Source organism: Actinokineospora inagensis DSM 44258 (genome assembly GCF_000482865.1).
Lineage (GTDB): Bacteria > Actinomycetota > Actinomycetes > Mycobacteriales > Pseudonocardiaceae > Actinokineospora > Actinokineospora inagensis.
This window is the reverse complement of record NZ_AXWW01000047.1, coordinates 1-14,966: the sequence shown is the minus strand read 5'-3', so window position 1 is coordinate 14,966 and position 14,966 is coordinate 1. Positions and strand designations below refer to the sequence as shown.

13 protein-coding genes and 1 pseudogene are annotated in these 14,966 nt (G+C 69.2%); 5 read left to right on the top strand and 9 right to left on the bottom strand.

The features are described 5' to 3' along the window. Positions 1-342: 342 nt before the first annotated feature. Positions 343-1,236: an alpha/beta hydrolase gene (locus tag H504_RS0118015; RefSeq protein WP_035304784.1), complete on the bottom strand. Its 894-nt coding sequence runs from the start codon at positions 1,234-1,236 to the stop codon at positions 343-345. Positions 1,237-1,276: 40 nt separating this feature from the next. Continuing rightward, positions 1,277-2,686 (bottom strand): cytochrome P450, encoded by a 1,410-nt coding sequence (locus tag H504_RS35760; protein WP_084467850.1) that lies wholly within the window; start codon positions 2,684-2,686, stop codon positions 1,277-1,279. Positions 2,687-2,911: 225 nt separating this feature from the next. On the opposite strand from H504_RS35760, the gene bla reads away from it, so the two are divergent. Then, positions 2,912-3,772, top strand: a complete 861-nt coding sequence (bla, locus tag H504_RS0118005; RefSeq protein ID WP_026423903.1) for a class A beta-lactamase — start codon at positions 2,912-2,914, stop codon at positions 3,770-3,772. Between the two features lie 69 nt (positions 3,773-3,841). Here bla and nshR read toward each other — a convergent pair whose 3' ends face one another. Then, positions 3,842-4,651: an NshR/TsnR family 23S rRNA methyltransferase gene (nshR, locus tag H504_RS0118000; RefSeq protein ID WP_026423902.1), complete on the bottom strand. Its 810-nt coding sequence runs from the start codon at positions 4,649-4,651 to the stop codon at positions 3,842-3,844. Between the two features lie 142 nt (positions 4,652-4,793). Here nshR and H504_RS0117995 point away from each other — a divergent pair, with 142 nt between their 5' ends. Beyond that, positions 4,794-5,576 carry a glucosamine-6-phosphate deaminase gene (locus H504_RS0117995; RefSeq protein WP_026423901.1) on the top strand — a complete coding sequence of 261 codons (783 nt, stop codon included), beginning with the start codon at positions 4,794-4,796 and terminating at the stop codon, positions 5,574-5,576. A gap of 350 nt (positions 5,577-5,926) precedes the next feature. Next, entirely contained in the window at positions 5,927-6,487 is a 561-nt protein-coding gene (locus tag H504_RS35755; protein ID WP_051386005.1) for a CBS domain-containing protein, read from the top strand. 181 nt (positions 6,488-6,668) lie between these two features. On the opposite strand, the pseudogene H504_RS35750 reads toward H504_RS35755, so the two are convergent. Beyond that, positions 6,669-7,541, bottom strand: a pseudogene (locus H504_RS35750) (IS5 family transposase). Between the two features lie 353 nt (positions 7,542-7,894). Between H504_RS35750 and H504_RS42585 the strand changes: the two are divergent. Both H504_RS42585 and H504_RS42580 read left to right on the top strand, forming a co-directional pair. Continuing rightward, complete coding sequence (locus H504_RS42585; RefSeq protein ID WP_211239352.1) at positions 7,895-8,491, top strand: helix-turn-helix domain-containing protein; 597 nt, start codon at positions 7,895-7,897, stop codon at positions 8,489-8,491. Next, positions 8,388-8,861 carry an IS30 family transposase gene (locus tag H504_RS42580; RefSeq protein WP_342668784.1) on the top strand — a complete coding sequence of 158 codons (474 nt, stop codon included), beginning with the start codon at positions 8,388-8,390 and terminating at the stop codon, positions 8,859-8,861. The genes H504_RS42585 and H504_RS42580 overlap by 104 nt, the downstream gene beginning before the upstream one ends. A 177-nt stretch (positions 8,862-9,038) precedes the next feature. On the opposite strand, the gene H504_RS0117975 is transcribed toward H504_RS42580, so the two are convergent. From H504_RS0117975 to H504_RS0117955, 5 genes are all read right to left on the bottom strand, one after another. Beyond that, positions 9,039-9,647 (bottom strand): HAD family hydrolase, encoded by a 609-nt coding sequence (locus tag H504_RS0117975; protein ID WP_245614320.1) that lies wholly within the window; start codon positions 9,645-9,647, stop codon positions 9,039-9,041. Positions 9,648-9,868: 221 nt separating this feature from the next. After that, a complete protein-coding gene (locus tag H504_RS0117970) occupies positions 9,869-11,851 on the bottom strand; it encodes a M6 family metallopeptidase (protein WP_084467848.1) in 1,983 nt (660 codons plus the stop codon). A gap of 349 nt (positions 11,852-12,200) precedes the next feature. After that, positions 12,201-13,094: a hypothetical protein gene (locus tag H504_RS35740; protein ID WP_051386004.1), complete on the bottom strand. Its 894-nt coding sequence runs from the start codon at positions 13,092-13,094 to the stop codon at positions 12,201-12,203. A 141-nt stretch (positions 13,095-13,235) separates the two neighbouring features. After that, positions 13,236-13,991 carry a class I SAM-dependent methyltransferase gene (locus H504_RS35735; protein WP_051386003.1) on the bottom strand — a complete coding sequence of 252 codons (756 nt, stop codon included), beginning with the start codon at positions 13,989-13,991 and terminating at the stop codon, positions 13,236-13,238. Continuing rightward, positions 13,984-14,529, bottom strand: a complete 546-nt coding sequence (locus H504_RS0117955; protein ID WP_026423898.1) for a mycothiol transferase — start codon at positions 14,527-14,529, stop codon at positions 13,984-13,986. The genes H504_RS35735 and H504_RS0117955 overlap by 8 nt, the downstream gene beginning before the upstream one ends. Positions 14,530-14,966 lie beyond the last annotated feature (437 nt).

The window sequence follows — 14,966 nt, the reverse complement described above, 5'->3', positions numbered from 1 at the left end:
TTTCCAGTGGCCCCGCCTTTTAGCCTTACCCAGGCCGCCGCTAGGGGCCCCAAACAAAACAACTTCACCACAACGGGCACCCCCGCTTTCATCTGGCGCCCGAGGCCGGCGTCGCCGCCAGGCGACAAGGCCGAACCCCGAGGCGCAGCCGAGGCCCAGTGCCCCCTCACGCCAAGATCAACCGAGCGCGAAGCCCCCAAATACACAGCCTACCCAAACCCACCGACAAGATCGCCCAGCCGACCAAGCACCATGATCAACCCGAACTTAAGCCCCCGATACACAGCCTACCCAACCCCACCGACAAGATCAGCCCCACCACAAACGATCAAGACCAGCAGATCAACGCCCCAACGCCCGCTCCAGAAAATCCAACACAATCGCCGCATACTTCTCGCCATGGGTCTTCAACCCAGCGAGGTGCTCAGTCCCCTCCAACACCGTCAACTCAGCATGTGGAAATCGCCCAGCCAACTCACTGACCCCCGCAGCGGGCACCACCGAGTCATCCCCACCCGCCAAGAACAGCAACGGCAGCTCGGCATAAGGCTCAACCGGCGGCGGCCACGGTGACTGCAGCATCCCCGTCCCCAACGCCGCGAACGTCCGCCCCAACGCCCACCCGGCAGGCCCATAACGCAAAGCCTTCGGAATCGGCAACGCCCCGGTATGGACAAACCCCCGAAACAGCGGCGAAATCGTCAACACCGGTCCACTGTCACAGATGATCGCGTCAACATCCGCGCCGCCCTGGGTCGGTACATAAGACACCGGGAACGTCGAGAACGAGAAGCCGTAAACAGCCACTCGCGCCGACCCGTACTCAGGAAGAGAGCGCACATGGTTGACCACGGTGATCACATCAGTGGTGAACCGATGCGCCAGCTTCCAAAACGCACGATCGCGGCTGCTGCTGCCGTGGTTGCGGTGGTCGAACAGGCACACCGTGTACCCCGCGGCGTGCAGGAACTTCGCGTGTCGGAGGCTGGCGGACTTGCTCAGCCCGATGCCGTGCCCGACCACCACCACCCGATCCGTCGCACCCCGGCACAACCACACATCCAGTGAGCCCGAGCCGGGCAGCGGCACCCGGAGGTGCTCAGCGTCAAGTCCCTCGGTCTCCGGTGTGCGGTGGTGCTTCTTGCGCGGCGGGTGGTAGATCGCGTACGCGAGGAAGGCGCCGTAGAACGGGGCGACCGGCAGCGCCGCGATGGACAACAACTTCCGCAGGAACACCGCTTCTCCTCGCTGATCGAGCCAAGCCGACCCCGGCCGATCACCGCTGATGGTAGGGGCACTCCCGGACCGCCTGGGGCGCTTCACCCGGGACAGCCACGTCCGGGCGACGACGTACGGTCATCGGCAGCCCGGTCTTGGGACGGAGCGTGACCATCGGGTCGAGTTCCGGCTGGTGGCCGGGCACCGCGTCCAGCCGCACCCGCTGCGCGATCGTGGCCAACGCGACGTGCCCGGACAGCAGCGCGTGGTTGTTGCCGATGCAGACCCGGTGCCCGGCGCCGAACGGCAGGTACGCGTGCCGGGGCAGCGCCTCCTCGGCCTCGGTGGCGAACCGGTCCGGGTCGAACCGCTCGGGGTCCGGGAAGTAGTCGGGCCTGCGGTGCAGGGCGTACGGGCTGAACACGACCGCCGCGCCCTTCGGCAGGTGGTACGACCCGATGGTGACGTCCTCGGTGGCCTGCCGGGTGAACATGTACACCGGCGGGTAGAGCCGCATGGCCTCCTTGAACACCTGCAGGGTGTACGGCAGGTTCGGCAGGTCGTCGAGGGTGACCCGACGCCCGCCGAGGACGCTGTCCACCTCGTCGAGCAGCCGCTGGTACACCTCGGGGTGGGTGGCCAGCAGGTGCGAGCTCCAGGTCAGCGCGGTCGCCGTGGTCTCGTGGCCCGGCATGAACATGTTGAGCGCTTCGTCCCGCAACTGCGTGTCGCTGATCGGGTTGTCGCTCTGCTCCTGGCACTCCAGCAGCAGGTTCAGCCAGTCGTCCTGGCGTTCCCCGCTCGCCCTGCGGGCGGCCAGGAACTCGTAGAACGTCCGCTCCAGCCGCTTGATGGCCCGCCGGTACCGCAGGTTCGCCGGGGTCGGCCACTTGATGGTCAGCGGGATCATCGCGCTGGCCTGCGCGTCGAACCCGTGGATGGCGTCGGTCAGCGCGTCGCCCAGTTCGCTCGCCTCGGCCAGCACGTCCCGGCTGAACAGGTTCCAGCCCACCACGCCCAGTACCAACCGGACCATGTCCCGCCGGATGTCCCTGGTCTCGCCGTCCACCCAGCCGTCGACCACGGTCCCGGCGACCCTGGCCACGACATCGACCGAGTTGCGCACCACCGCCTTGTTGAACTTGGGCTGGATCAGCCGCCGGTTGTCCCGGTGCACGTCGTTCATGGCGGTGAGCAGGCCGTCGCCGAGCAGCGGGCGGGCGAACGCCCGGAACCGGTCTGTCTTCTCGAACTGGTGGCCCCGCTTGATCAGGATCTCGTGCACCAGGTCGGCCGAGTTCACCAGGTGGAACCGCTGCCGACCGACCGCGTACACCCCCAGGTCCCCGCACTCGGCGAACGTCCGCCAGAACAACCCCAACCGATCCCGCTTGAACTCCAGGGCGTTGCCCAACACCGCCCCGCCGTCCACAGCAGGCACAACCGCGCGCTCCGCAGCAACCGTCACCGTAACCCCTCCCCCTCCACCCGTCGCCGCACGCTAACGCCGGCTTGGACAAACCGGAACGCCATCCGCATGTTCCTGCCACCCCCAACGGCTACCAGCGACATGAACTTGTCACCAGGCAACCGCGCCGCCGATCGCCTGGCCGGTCAACCTGGGCCCTTGGACACCGGGACGCGACGCTGCTTGGCTGGGTGGGCAACCGAATCGACCGGACAGGAGTCAGGGATGTTGTCACGACGCGGTTTGCTCCGGGCGGGACTTGCCACCTCCGCTCTCACTGTGGTGCCCGGGGTCGCTCGCGCGACGGGAACGGATCTCGCCGAGTTGGAAGCCGCTCACGGCGCGCGGTTGGGGGTGTGGGGGCGCAACACGCGGACCGGGCGGACCGTCGAGTACCGGGCAGGCGAGCGGTTCCCGATGTGCTCGACCTTCAAGACCGTCGCCGCCGGGGCCGTCCTGCGGGACCGGTTCTCGCCGCTGGACAGGGTCATCCACTACCCGCCGTCCGACCTCGTGCCGAACTCGCCGATCACCGGCGAACACGTCGACACCGGTCTGTCCATTGGCGACATCTGCGCCGCCGCGATCCAGTACAGCGACAACACGGCGGGCAACCTGATGTTGCGCCAGATCGGCGGACCGCCCGGCCTGACCGGGTTCTTCCGCGCCATCGGCGACCAGACCAGCAGGCTCGACCGCTGGGAGACGGAGCTGAACACCGCCATCCCCGGCGACCCGCGCGACACCACCACCCCGGCGGCGCTGGGCCGTGACTACGAACGCCTCACCCTCGGTGACGCCCTGTCCCACCCGGACCGCGAGCGGCTGGTCACCTGGCTCAAGGGCAACACCACCAGCGCCGCGCGCTTCCACAAGGGCCTGCCCGCGACCTGGACCATCGCCGACAAGACCGGCACGGGCGACTACGCGACCGCCCACGACATCGGCGTGGTCTGGACCGGGCACGGCACCCCGCTGGTGCTGGCCGTGCTCACCACCAAGTCCACAAAGGACGCACCGGCGGACGACGACCTCATCGCCGAGGCCGCCCGGCTGGCCGCGAACACCCTCGCGCCGGGCGAGTGAGCACGCGCGACCCGGCCGGGGTCGCGTGGGCCGACGCCACGAACGGGTCAACCGGTGATGTCGCTCACCTCAGTGGTGCGCGGCGAGGTTGCGGCGGGCCCGTTCGCGCAGCGCGATACCGGCCGAGACCGACACGTTGAGCGATTCCGCCGCCGGGATCATCGGAATGGAGACGGTCTCGGTGGGAATACCGGAGAAATCGTGCGAGCTGCCGGTTTTCTCGCTGCCGAAAAGCAGCGCCAACCGGTCGTCGCGGCGGTCGAGGTCGTCGACGGAGATGTCGCCCTCGGCGTCGAAAACCATCAGCGGCAGCCCGGTTTCCCGGATGTGGTCGGTGACCGACTCGCGGGTGGCGAGCACGACCGGGAGGGCGAAGACGTACCCGCGGCTGGCCCGGATCAGGCGGCGGTCGGCGATGGTGGCGAGGTCGCTGTCGATCAGGACCACCCCGGCGGCGCCGAGCGCGTACGACGTGCGGACGATGGCGCCGATGTTGCCGACGATCTTGACCCCGTCCAGCACGACCAGGTCACCGGTGCGCTCGCGCAGGTCGCGCAGGCCACGCGGCCGGGGCACCCGGGCGATGCCGAACAGCTTGGGCTTCTTCTCACCCTTGAACAGGTGGTTGAGGATGGTGGCGTCCAGCGCGCGGACCTGGATCTGCCGCCGCGCGCATTCCTCGCGCACCTCGGTGGGCAGCGGGTTGTTCTCCGTTTCGTAGACCTCGATGAACTCCAAGCCCGCGCGGATTGATTGCAGCAGTGGTTCGATGTCCTCGATGAGCGTCGTTTTGACCACGCCCCGGGAGGGCTTGATGACATCGGAGATCCGCTGCACGGCGGGATCGGACTTGGTTGTGATCGGTTCCACCTCGGTCATCTCGCCATCGTAACGTTTGCCGAGGTCAGCACCGGGATTGGGGGGCCGGGCGCGTGGGCTGTCGCCGGGCGGGCCGGTGGGCTACGATTGGTCTATACCAAAAAGGGGCCGGTGGCAGGCCGCGCCGCGACGAGGGGATGCCATGGAGATCGTGATCGTGCCCGACGGCGCCGCCATCGGTGAGCTGGGCGCGGGGATCATCGCCGAGCTGCTCGCCCGCAAGCCCGCGGCGCTGCTCGGGGTGGCGACCGGGTCGAGCCCGCTGCCCGTCTACGCCGCCCTGGCCCGCCGGGTCGCCGCGGGCGAGGTCTCCGTCGACCGGCTGCGCGTCTGCCAGCTCGACGAGTACGTCGGCCTGCCCGCCGACCACCCGCAGAGCTACCGGGCCGTCATCGCGGCCGAGGTGCTCACCCCCCTCGGCCTCACCGGGGACTCGTTCCTCGGTGTCGACGGCACCGCCGCCGACCTGCCCGCCGCGTGCGCCGCCTACGAGGCCGCCCTCGCCGCCGCCGGTGGCGTCGACCTGCAACTGCTCGGCATCGGCACCGACGGGCACATCGGCTTCAACGAGCCCTGCTCGTCGTTCGGCTCGCGCACTCGGGTGAAGACGCTCACCGCGCGTACCCGCGCCGACAATGCCCGCTTCTTCGACCACCCGGACGAGGTCCCCCAGCACGTGGTGACCCAGGGCATCGCCACCATCAGCGAGGCCCGGCACCTGGTGCTGGTCGCCACCGGGGAGGGCAAGGCCGAGGCCATCGCGGCCACCGTGGAGGGCCCGCTGGCCGCCGCCGTCCCCGCCTCCGCGCTGCAACTGCACCCGCACGCCACCGTCATCGTCGACGAGGCGGCGGCGAGCGCGCTGAAGCTGGCCGACTACTTCCGCTCGACCTACGCGGCCAAGCCCGCCTGGCAGTCGCTGTAACCGGACTACCGCAGCGCCCCACGTGTCGCCCGCGAGCGCGAGGACAACCAGGACCACGACGTGATGGTCGATGAGCGGGTTCCTCGACGCGGTCGCCGCACTGGTTGAGGTGTGCCGGGCGGGCGGCCACTCGGCGACCCCGCAGGCCGACACCTCGCTATCGCCAGCCTCCTTTTCTATGCCACGGCCCGTTTTCGCTTCGGAGCGACTGTCCACAGTGGGCGAAGATCCCGGTGACCCCGGATCGGGGGTCCAGGGTCGCAGGTCCCGGGACGGGGTGACCTCGGGCGCTGCCGACGTGCTCCCGGCCGGTCTGGCTTGGGCGGACCGAGCCAGGGAGGTGGGGTCCGATGCGGGCCTGCGACATCATGACCAGCCCAGTGATCACCGTGTCCGCCGACACGAGCGTCAAGGACGCGGCGGACCTGTTGGCGACACACGGTTTCACGGCGCTGCCGGTCGTCGACGACGAGCGCCTGATCGGAATCGTGACCGAGGCCGACATCGTCCGCGGCCGGTTCCCCCGCGCCCCCCGCTACCGCCACCCCGGCACCACCCCCACCGCCCCGACCACGGTCGGTGGCGTCATGACCACTCCTGTGGTGGCCATGGGTCCAGGCACCGACATCGCCGACCTGGTCACCACCATGCTCGACGGCGGACTCCGCAGCATCCCCATCGTCAGCGGCTCCCGGCCGACAGGCATCGTGACCCGCGGCGACCTGGTCCGCACCCTCGCCCGCGACGACACCACCATCGCCGCCGACATCCGCCACCACCTGGAGATGTACGGCGGCCCCGCCCGCTGGACCGTCACAGTGCACGACGGAGCCGCCCGAATCACCGACACCATGAACGACCCCACTGACCGCCACGTCGCCGAAGTCCTCGCCACCGCCATCCCCGGGTAACGGCGGCGGAGGTGGTGGCGGAACAGTCGCCTGCCGTCTGGGGTTGGCTCCGGGAGCGGCTTGCCTGCGTCGGGCGGCGCGGAACTTCGTGGTTGTCCACAATGCCACGGGATATCCACAGCCAGGCCGCGACAGCCTCGACAGGTCGTCATTCACGATAGGCTCAGAGCGTGTTTGAGATCTACCGAGTGATGAGTGGGCGCGGTCCGGGTCGGGTTGCCGGTCGACCACGGACGATACGTCGGGTCATGGTGGTGATGGCGGCCCAGCGGATGATGGCCTCGGAGGTGGCGGAGTGGCGTTCGCAGTCGCGTGCCAGGCGCCTGTGTGCGGTGAGCCAGGCGAAGGTCCGTTCGACCGCCCATCGTCTGGGGATGACCGCGAATCCCTTCTGGCCTGCGGGTTTGCGGACGATCTCGATCGTGGTCCGCAGGGTGCGGGCCTAGTCGATGAAGGTGCAGGCGAAGCCGCCGTCGGCGAACAGGTGGCGGACACGACGTCCGGTTCTGGCCATGATCTGGTGGTGACGCGGTTCGAGCAGCAGCCTCTTGGCGCCGTCGCGGTCCTGCACGCTCGCGGGCAGTACCAAGACGACCAGCAGCAGGCCGAGGGTGTCGGTCACGACGAACCGCTTGCGGCCGTTGATCTTCTTGCCCGCGTCGTAGCCGCGGGTGTCGACACCGACGGTGTCGGCGCCCTTGACCGACTGGGAGTCCATCAACCCCGCGCTGGGCTCCGGGTCCCGTCCCGCGTCCGCCCGGACCATCGCGCGCAGGGCGTCGACCATGCGGAATGTCAGTTTCTGCTGCTCCCAGCGGGTGAAGTACCAGTACACCGTCTCCCACGGCGGAAAGTCCGCGGGCAACTGCCGCCACGCACACCCCGTCCGCACCACATACAGGATCGCGTCCACGATCTCCCGACGAGGATGCTTCTCCGGCCGACCACCCCGAGGATGACTGGCCGGCGCCGGTAACAACGGCTCCACCACCGCCCACTCCGCATCCGACAGATCCGACGGATACCGCTGCTCACGCGCCACCCCACCCACCATGGACGACCACACCCGCAAGATCAACCCACCACACCAAGATCTCAAACACGCTCTCAGGAATGGGCCCCCGGACCCGGGTGGGAGGGGTCCGCGTGCCGGCCGGTGAGGGTGAAGTCAAGACACGGACGGGTGGTCCGGCGCGGCGGTGGGCCCGCGGCGGCGCGGTACAGGTGCGGAGTAGCGCGGGTGCGGAGTGGCGTGCCTGCGTCTGGCCGGGCGGGCGGCGCGGAACTTTGTGGTTGTCCACAATGCCACGAGATATCCACAGCCAGGCAGCGGCGGTCTCAATGGGTCAGTGCATCACGTGAGATAGAATCATGTGATGAATGGGGTGCGGGGTGCGGGGATGTGCGTTGACTGTCGAGGATCGAGACGAGATTCTTCGGGGTATTTGCGAGTCGTTGTCGATTCGCTCGATCGCGGCTCGATTGGGCAGGGACGCGTCGGTGATTTCGCGGGAGATCGCGCGGAATGGCGGTCGGGGCGGGTATCGGGTCCACTCGGCTCAGGCGCGGTTCGAGTTGTTGAGATCTCGACCGAAACGGCGAAAGTTGGAGCTCGATCGTCGTTTGCGCGATGCCGTGGCGGAGATGTTGCTCGATGATCTGTCGCCGCGGCAGGTGTCGGGCAGGCTGGTCGTCCGGTTCCGCGGTGATGCGGGCATGCGCGTGAGCCACGAGACCGTCTATCAGGCGTTGTTCCTGCAAGCTCGGGGCGAGCTGCGCACCGAGCTCACGCTGGCGCTGCGGACGGGCCGTGTTCAGCGTGTGCCGCGGGGTTCCACCCGGCCGAAGCAGGCCGGGATCGCCGGTGTGGTGAACATCAGCGAGCGTCCACACGAAGCCGATGACCGTGCCGTCCCTGGGCATCGGAAAGGGCGGGAAGTCGCAGATTGCGACCTTGGTGGAACGGCACACGAGATTCGTGATGCCGGCACGGGTGCCGTATGACCGCACGGCGGACCGGGTGGCACTGGTCCTGTCGCGGCGTATCGGTGATCTTCCCGAGGCGTTGCGTCGATCGTTGACCTGGGACCAGGGCGTGGAGATGGCCGCCCATGCACAATTCGCTGTCGCCACGAACGTTCCGGTGTTCTTCTGCGACCCGCATTCCCCCTGGCAGCGTGGCAGCAACGAGAACACGAACGGCCTCTTACGGCAGTACTTCCCCAAAGGGACCGACCTGTCCGGGTACACTCAAGCCGAACTCGACGCCGTGGCCTCGAAACTGAACAGGCGACCTCGACAAACGTTGGGCTTCAAAACTCCCGCAGAAGTGCTGGACCAGGTGCTCAACACTGGTGGTGCACTCACCGGTTGAGACCGCCCGCGACAGCCTTGACAGATCGTCATTCGCGATAGGCTCAGGAATGGGCCCCCGGACCCCGGGTGGGAGGGGTCTGGGTGCCGGCCGGTGGGGGTGAAAGCCAAGGCACAGGCGGGTGGTGTGTGAGTGCGGCGGCGGTGCGGCCGTGCGGGTGCGGCGGCGTGGTGGGTGTCAGGTGAGGAGGGGGGCCAGGGCTTCCTCGAGCTGGCGGGGGTGGCGGTAGAGGAGGGTGGTCATCCCGGCGGCGCGGGCGGGGTCGATGTTGGCGGCGGTGTCGTCGACGAAGAGGCAGCGGGGGGCGGGGACGCCTGCGCGGTCGGCGGCGATGGTGTAGACGCGGGGGTCGGGTTTGGCGAAGCCGACCCGGGCGCTGCTGACGACGGCGGTGGGCAGGTCGGTGAGGCCGAGGTCGGCGAGGTCGGATTCGAGGCGGGTGGTGGCGTTGGTCAGCAGCACCACCGGGACCTCGGCCCGCGCCCGGCGGAGCAGGGCGGCGACGGTGTCGTCGACGCGTCCGGTGGCGGCGGTCCAATCGGTGACCAGGGCCTTGGCGCGCTCGGCGCCGCAGGTCTTGGTCAGGGCCTCGGTGACGGCGGCGCGCCACTGCTCGTCGGTGTGTTCGCCGGTGAGGGCGGGCACGAGTCTGATCGGCGCGAACGCGGCCGCGGCGAGTGTGCCGACCGGCAGCCCGTGGGCGAGGTCGAGGTCGTTGAGCAACCGCGCGTCCCACAGCCGCAACACACCATCGAGATCACACAACACCGCACCGATTGCCGTCACGGCTATCGATCATGTCATCCAGGCCGACCCCGGCAACGTCCGGACTCGCGCAGGCGAAGTAGATCACCCAGTTGCCGGGCCCGCAAAGCAGCCATACGGCACCGATTCCGCGCAAACCCGACCCGGTGGTCCACCACCCGCCGCGACAGGGTTTCGGCGGTAACCACCGAAAGGTCCGGCCGGGCACCACGGGGTGCCCGACCGGACCAGTCCACCATCGATCAACCGGTGGTCACGGCCACCGTGTCGACGAGGAAGTCGGACTGCAGGTTGCTGTCCTCCGTGCCGTAGAACCGCAGCGTCACCGACTTGCCGCGGTAGGCGCTGAGGTCGACCGTGCGGTAGGTGTAGCCGCTGTTGGCGTCGGCGTTCGAGTAGGTTTTCACCGTGGTCGTGGTGGACCCGTCGATGATCTGGACGCGCAGGTAGTCGTACGGGGTGGTGCCCGACTCCTGCGTCGCGATCCGCAGGTAGTAGCCCAGCGTCACGGTGTTCGCGGTGGCCGGGATGGTGATCTTCTGGCTGACCGTGTCGGTGTTGACGGCGCCGTTGCCGCCCAGCCAGGCGTAGTAGCTGCCCGCCTGCGCCGGGTAGTAGGTCCAGTTGCCGACCGAGCCGCCGGTGACGGTCCAGCCGGTGGTACCGCTCTCAAAACCGCCGTTGGTCACGAGGTTGCCGGTGGTCGGCGGGGTCGTGCTGGTCGGCGGGGTGGTCGTGGTCGACGGTGGGGTCGTGGTGGTGGTCCGGTAGTCGATCGTGTGCGTGTAGACCAGGTTCCGGGTGCCTGCCGAGACGTCCAGACCGGCGTTGGCGCGGTCGGTGGTGAAGAACTCCTTGAAGGTGGTCGAGGAGTTGCCGATCATCATGGCGAACGTGGGCAGCGGCCCGCCGTCCACCTTGCGCCAGATGTCGATGAGCGCGCCCGCGACCCGGCACTCGACCTCGTCACCGTCGGCGACGTTGGTGCGGCTCGCGGCCTGGTTCGGGTTGAACCAGGTGGTGGTCATCAGGTTCACGCACGAGCCGTCGGACCAGCAGTACTGGCCGTCGCCCTTGACGTAGCCCGCGATGGCGTTGGCGAAGCCCTCGGTCCACGCGCAGGACGGGCCGGTGCGCATGTGCAGGTAGTGCGGCGACGGGCAGTCGCTGGTGGGCCACCAGCCGTTGTAGAGCATGTCCATCAGGTTGTGGCCGGACTCGTGCAGCACGGTGTGCTCGGAGTCGGGGTCGGCGTCGGCCAGCGCGACGTAGCGCTGGGCGACCGGGACGCCGTTCTGGAAGTAGGTGCCGTCGGTGCTGCCCGGCTGCCAGTGGATGGTGATCTTGCGGCAGTTGCTGCTCTCCCGGGTGGTCCAGCACGAGCTGGTGCCGTGCACGGCCCACAACTGGTTGAGCGTGTCGTAGGCGTGCCAGGCGCGCATGTAGGTGCTGGTGGGCGAGGTGGTGCCGAACGCGGCGTCCGACCCGCTCGCCACGTTGGTCTTCGCGGCGGTGGACACGGTGTAGACGCTGGTGCCCGCGTTGTTGGTGACCCGCCACAACGTCGAGTCGGTCTGGAACTCCACCCACACCTGGTACATGGTGGTGACCGGGGAGGTGAAGCACACCGAGTACGAGCCGTCGGAGCCGGTGACACCGGTGGCGTAGTACGCGGAGGTGGCCGAGGAGGTGGTCTTGCCCGCGACCTTCACCGTGACGTTGCGGCCCGCGACCCAGCTCCCGCTCGGGTCGGCGTAGGAGAAGGCGCCCTTGGCGCAGATCTGGCCCGCGGCGGCGGTCCTGGTGAGGCTCGCGGCCGGGGCGGTGCGGACGACACCGGTGGTGGCGGTGTCGGTGATGCCCGCTGTGGCGCCGCGCGCGCCGACGGTGAGGGTCTGGCTGCCGTGCGCGGCCCGGTCCGGTGCCGGGTTGTCCACACTGGACACATCGGCCTCGACGTTGACCGGGCCCTCGGCCAGCGCGGTGACCTTGAAGCTGACCACGCGGCCCTGGGCGGACAGCGCGAACCGCTGGTCGGCGACCTGGGACAGGCCGACCGTGCGGGCGGCGGACAGGCCGCCTGCGGCCGGGTCGAACTTGAGCGTGTCCGGCAGCCGGACGGCCAGCCTGGCCGAGCCGACGTCCACTTGGGACCGGATCTTGACCGTCACGGTCGCCGACTCCCCCACCGCGGGCAGTCGGTCGAGCGAGACATCGGCGGCCACGCAACTGGCAGGCTTTTCCGAACCGCCCGCCGGGGCCGTCAGCGAACACTGTTGCGCCGCCGGGTCGGCGCTGGGATTGGCGGCGGTGGCGGGACCGTATACGGCGAATACCGAAATGCCTGCCACGACAACTGCCGCGGCGGACAGGGGGATTTTCCCAATTTTGCGGTGCATGCGGGATGTGCCTTTCGACGACGTCACTGTCGTCACTCGCAGGGTGACGCCCGATAGGATGACCCCAGGAAAGAGGGATAGGCAATCACGTCCCGTGAACTCACCGGGCCGCCGGGAAATCTGTGAAGCGGCGCCCCCGAACCGGGGGCCTGCCGGGCGTTAAAGTGTGAAGAACTCACCAGTGCCAGCGGGTGCCGACCACGCCGGGCTCCACGTTGAACCCCACCAGGCAACTCGCCCCGGACGGCCCGACGGCCAGCTTCTCCCCCGCCAGCTCGGGCGCGTGCAGGGTCAACCGGCGAAACCCGTGGCACTGCCGCGGCGGCGCCCCCTCGAACTGGACCTGCTGGCTGTACTGCCCGACGGGCTCGAGGAACTGGCGGTAGTAGAACTCCACCGGCGGCCCCGGCTCGGAGGTCATCTCGTACTCGACGACGGCGTGCTCACCGACGTTGAGCGGCCGGTCGAGCAGCAGCTCCCCCACCATCAGCCCGGCGTCGGGGTCGACCTTCACCTCACCGCGGCGGCAGAACCGCACGTCGGTCAGCGCGGGCGGGAACCCGGGGTCGTCGGCCTGGTACTTGACCAGGCAGCGGGTCACCCGGCCGCGTTCGCCGCGCAGCACCAGGCGGGACCGCACGCCGCGGTCGGCCTGGTCCGACCCGACGGTGAACACGTCGTGCGCGGCCACCATCGAGAACTCACCCTCGTCGGGGTCGTCGAACTCGGCGATCAGCGGGATCTCGGAGAGCATCCGGCGGTTGAGCCACCGGCCGCGCGGCCGGGGCGGGCCGAGCAGGGTGAGCAGCGCGGTCTCCGGCAGCCCGAGCAGCGACTCCAGGGCCAGCACGGCCTTGAGCGACTCGGCCCGTTCGGGGCGCCTGCGGTCCCGCCGCCAGTAGCTCAGCGTCGCGACGCTGACGTCGACGCCCTGTTCGGCCAGGTGGTAGCGGAGCCGGTCCAGGGTGAGACCGCGGGCCGTGATCGCGGCGTCCAGGGCCTCGGCGAACGACCCCGGCCGCGTCGACCTGACCCGTTCCCAGCCCGCCTGCGCCATCGCGGTCACCACCTCTGCCCTCCACCGCGGGTGACCGTCTGTCCCATCCGGGCCGCGCGGGTTACCACTATCGGACGAACGAGGGGCCGTGTCCAGACGCGAGTCATCGGATGACCGGTTCACGGTCCCCACCCGGCCAACCACAGTCATAGTTTATTTCGGTGTATTACGATTGTGTGGCGGACGCGGATTGTTCACGGCGTTATCTATCCGTTCGGCGATGAACACGTATTCGCGGCCGGGACGGTCCGGGGCGTCACGGAGATCGCGGACCCGGTAACCGGTGGCGACCAACGACGACTCGATCTCGTCCTGGGAGCGGAAACGGAGCGTGGACTCGCGGACGACTTCCGCGCCGGGCATCCGGTAGGTGTCGCGGAAAGTCACGAACGGCAGATCGGCGGCGGTGACCACCCGGCGCAGGTGGACCGGGCCGATCCCGGGGACGTCGAGCGTGCGGTCACCGTCCCACTCCAGCCACGCCCGCCGCTCGGGGCGGCGGGTCTCGAAGACGAGGTGACCGCCGGGGCGGAGGACGGCGTGGACGGCGCGCAGCGTGGCGAACCAGTCGTCGTCGGCGAGGAAGACCTGGGCGACGTTGCCGGTCATGATGGCCAGGTCCGCGTCGAGCGGGGGCAGGGTGGTGGCGTCGCCGGGTAACCAGGTGACGGTGGCGCTGCGGGTCCGCGCGATGGCCAGGGCGGGCTCGTCCGGGTCGACGCCGGTGACAGCGCGGCCGGTGGCCGCCAGCAGCGTGGCCAGGGTCCCGGTGCCGCACCCGACGTCGACGACGGTGTGGGCGTCGAGTTCGTCGGTGATGGCCAGGTAGGCGGCGAGGTCGTCGCGGGGGCCGTCGAAGGCTTCGTAGACGCGGGCGAGCCGGACGTCGGTGGGGACCGGGTCAGGCACCGGGCGTCCACCCGGGAGGCGGGTCCTCGCCGACGCGACCGTCGACCACCTCGCGGAGCAGGTCGGCGTGCCCGGTGTGCCTGCCGTACTCCTCGATCAGGTCGCACACCAACCGGCGCAGACTGGCGTGCCGACCGTCCGAAGCGGACACGTGCACCAACTGGTCCAGTCCACCGTCCGCGAGCGCGTCGGCCAGCCGGGCCCGGGACCGCCGCACGGCGTCCGTCCACAGGGCATACAACTGCTCGGGGGTGTCGTCGGCGGCGGAGGTGAACTCCCAGTCGGGGTTGTCATCCCAGTCCTCGGCCCGCCACGGGCCGCCGGGAGCGGTGCCGCGCATCTTGACGCCGAACGTGTAGTCCTCAACGAAGGCGAGGTGCTTGAGCAGGGCGCCGAGGGTGAGGGCGGACGCGCCGACCCGGGTCGACAGGCCCGCTGCGTCGAGGCCGTCGGTCTTCCACTGGAAGGTGGCACGCAGGCGGTCGAGGGCGCCGAGCAGGTGCTCCACCTCGTTGCCCGCGAACGGTGGTTCGGTCATGCGGACACGGTAGCCGTCGGAACCGGTCCAGACGGGGGATGTCTCGTGAGTTCGCCTGTGGCGGGGTTGCGTCGCATGTGGACGCTGGGGTGCGGATGGGTCTGCGTTGATGATTGGGACGGTCGTGGTGTCGATGTGTGGGTGGTCTGTCGGTGGTCGCGGTTAGGCTGTGCATTTGGGGGCTTTTCGGCTGGTTGATCATGCTCGGGTGCGGGTGGCTGATCTTGTCGGTGGGGTCGTCTAGGCTGTGTATTCAGGGGCTCAAGTTCGGGTTGATCATGGTTGTTGGTCGGCGGGCGGTTTTGTCGGTGGGTTTGGGTAGGCTGTGTATTTGGGGGCTTTGTTCTCGGTTGATCTTGGTGTGAGGGGGCACTGGGCCTCGGCTGCGCCTCGGGGGTCGGCCTGGTCGCCTTCGGCGACGCCGGCGCTCGGGCGCC

Excerpts from the sequence above, each read along its gene's own strand:
- bla (WP_026423903.1), top strand. The coding sequence starts at position 2,912 with ATGTTGTCACGACGCGGTTTGCTCCGGGCGGGACTTGCCACCTCCGCT.
- nshR (WP_026423902.1), bottom strand. The coding sequence starts at position 4,651 with ATGACCGAGGTGGAACCGATCACAACCAAGTCCGATCCCGCCGTGCAG.
- H504_RS0117995 (WP_026423901.1), top strand. The coding sequence starts at position 4,794 with ATGGAGATCGTGATCGTGCCCGACGGCGCCGCCATCGGTGAGCTGGGC.
- H504_RS35755 (WP_051386005.1), top strand. The coding sequence starts at position 5,927 with ATGCGGGCCTGCGACATCATGACCAGCCCAGTGATCACCGTGTCCGCC.
- H504_RS42580 (WP_342668784.1), top strand. The coding sequence starts at position 8,388 with ATGACCGTGCCGTCCCTGGGCATCGGAAAGGGCGGGAAGTCGCAGATT.
- H504_RS0117955 (WP_026423898.1), bottom strand. The coding sequence starts at position 14,529 with ATGACCGAACCACCGTTCGCGGGCAACGAGGTGGAGCACCTGCTCGGC.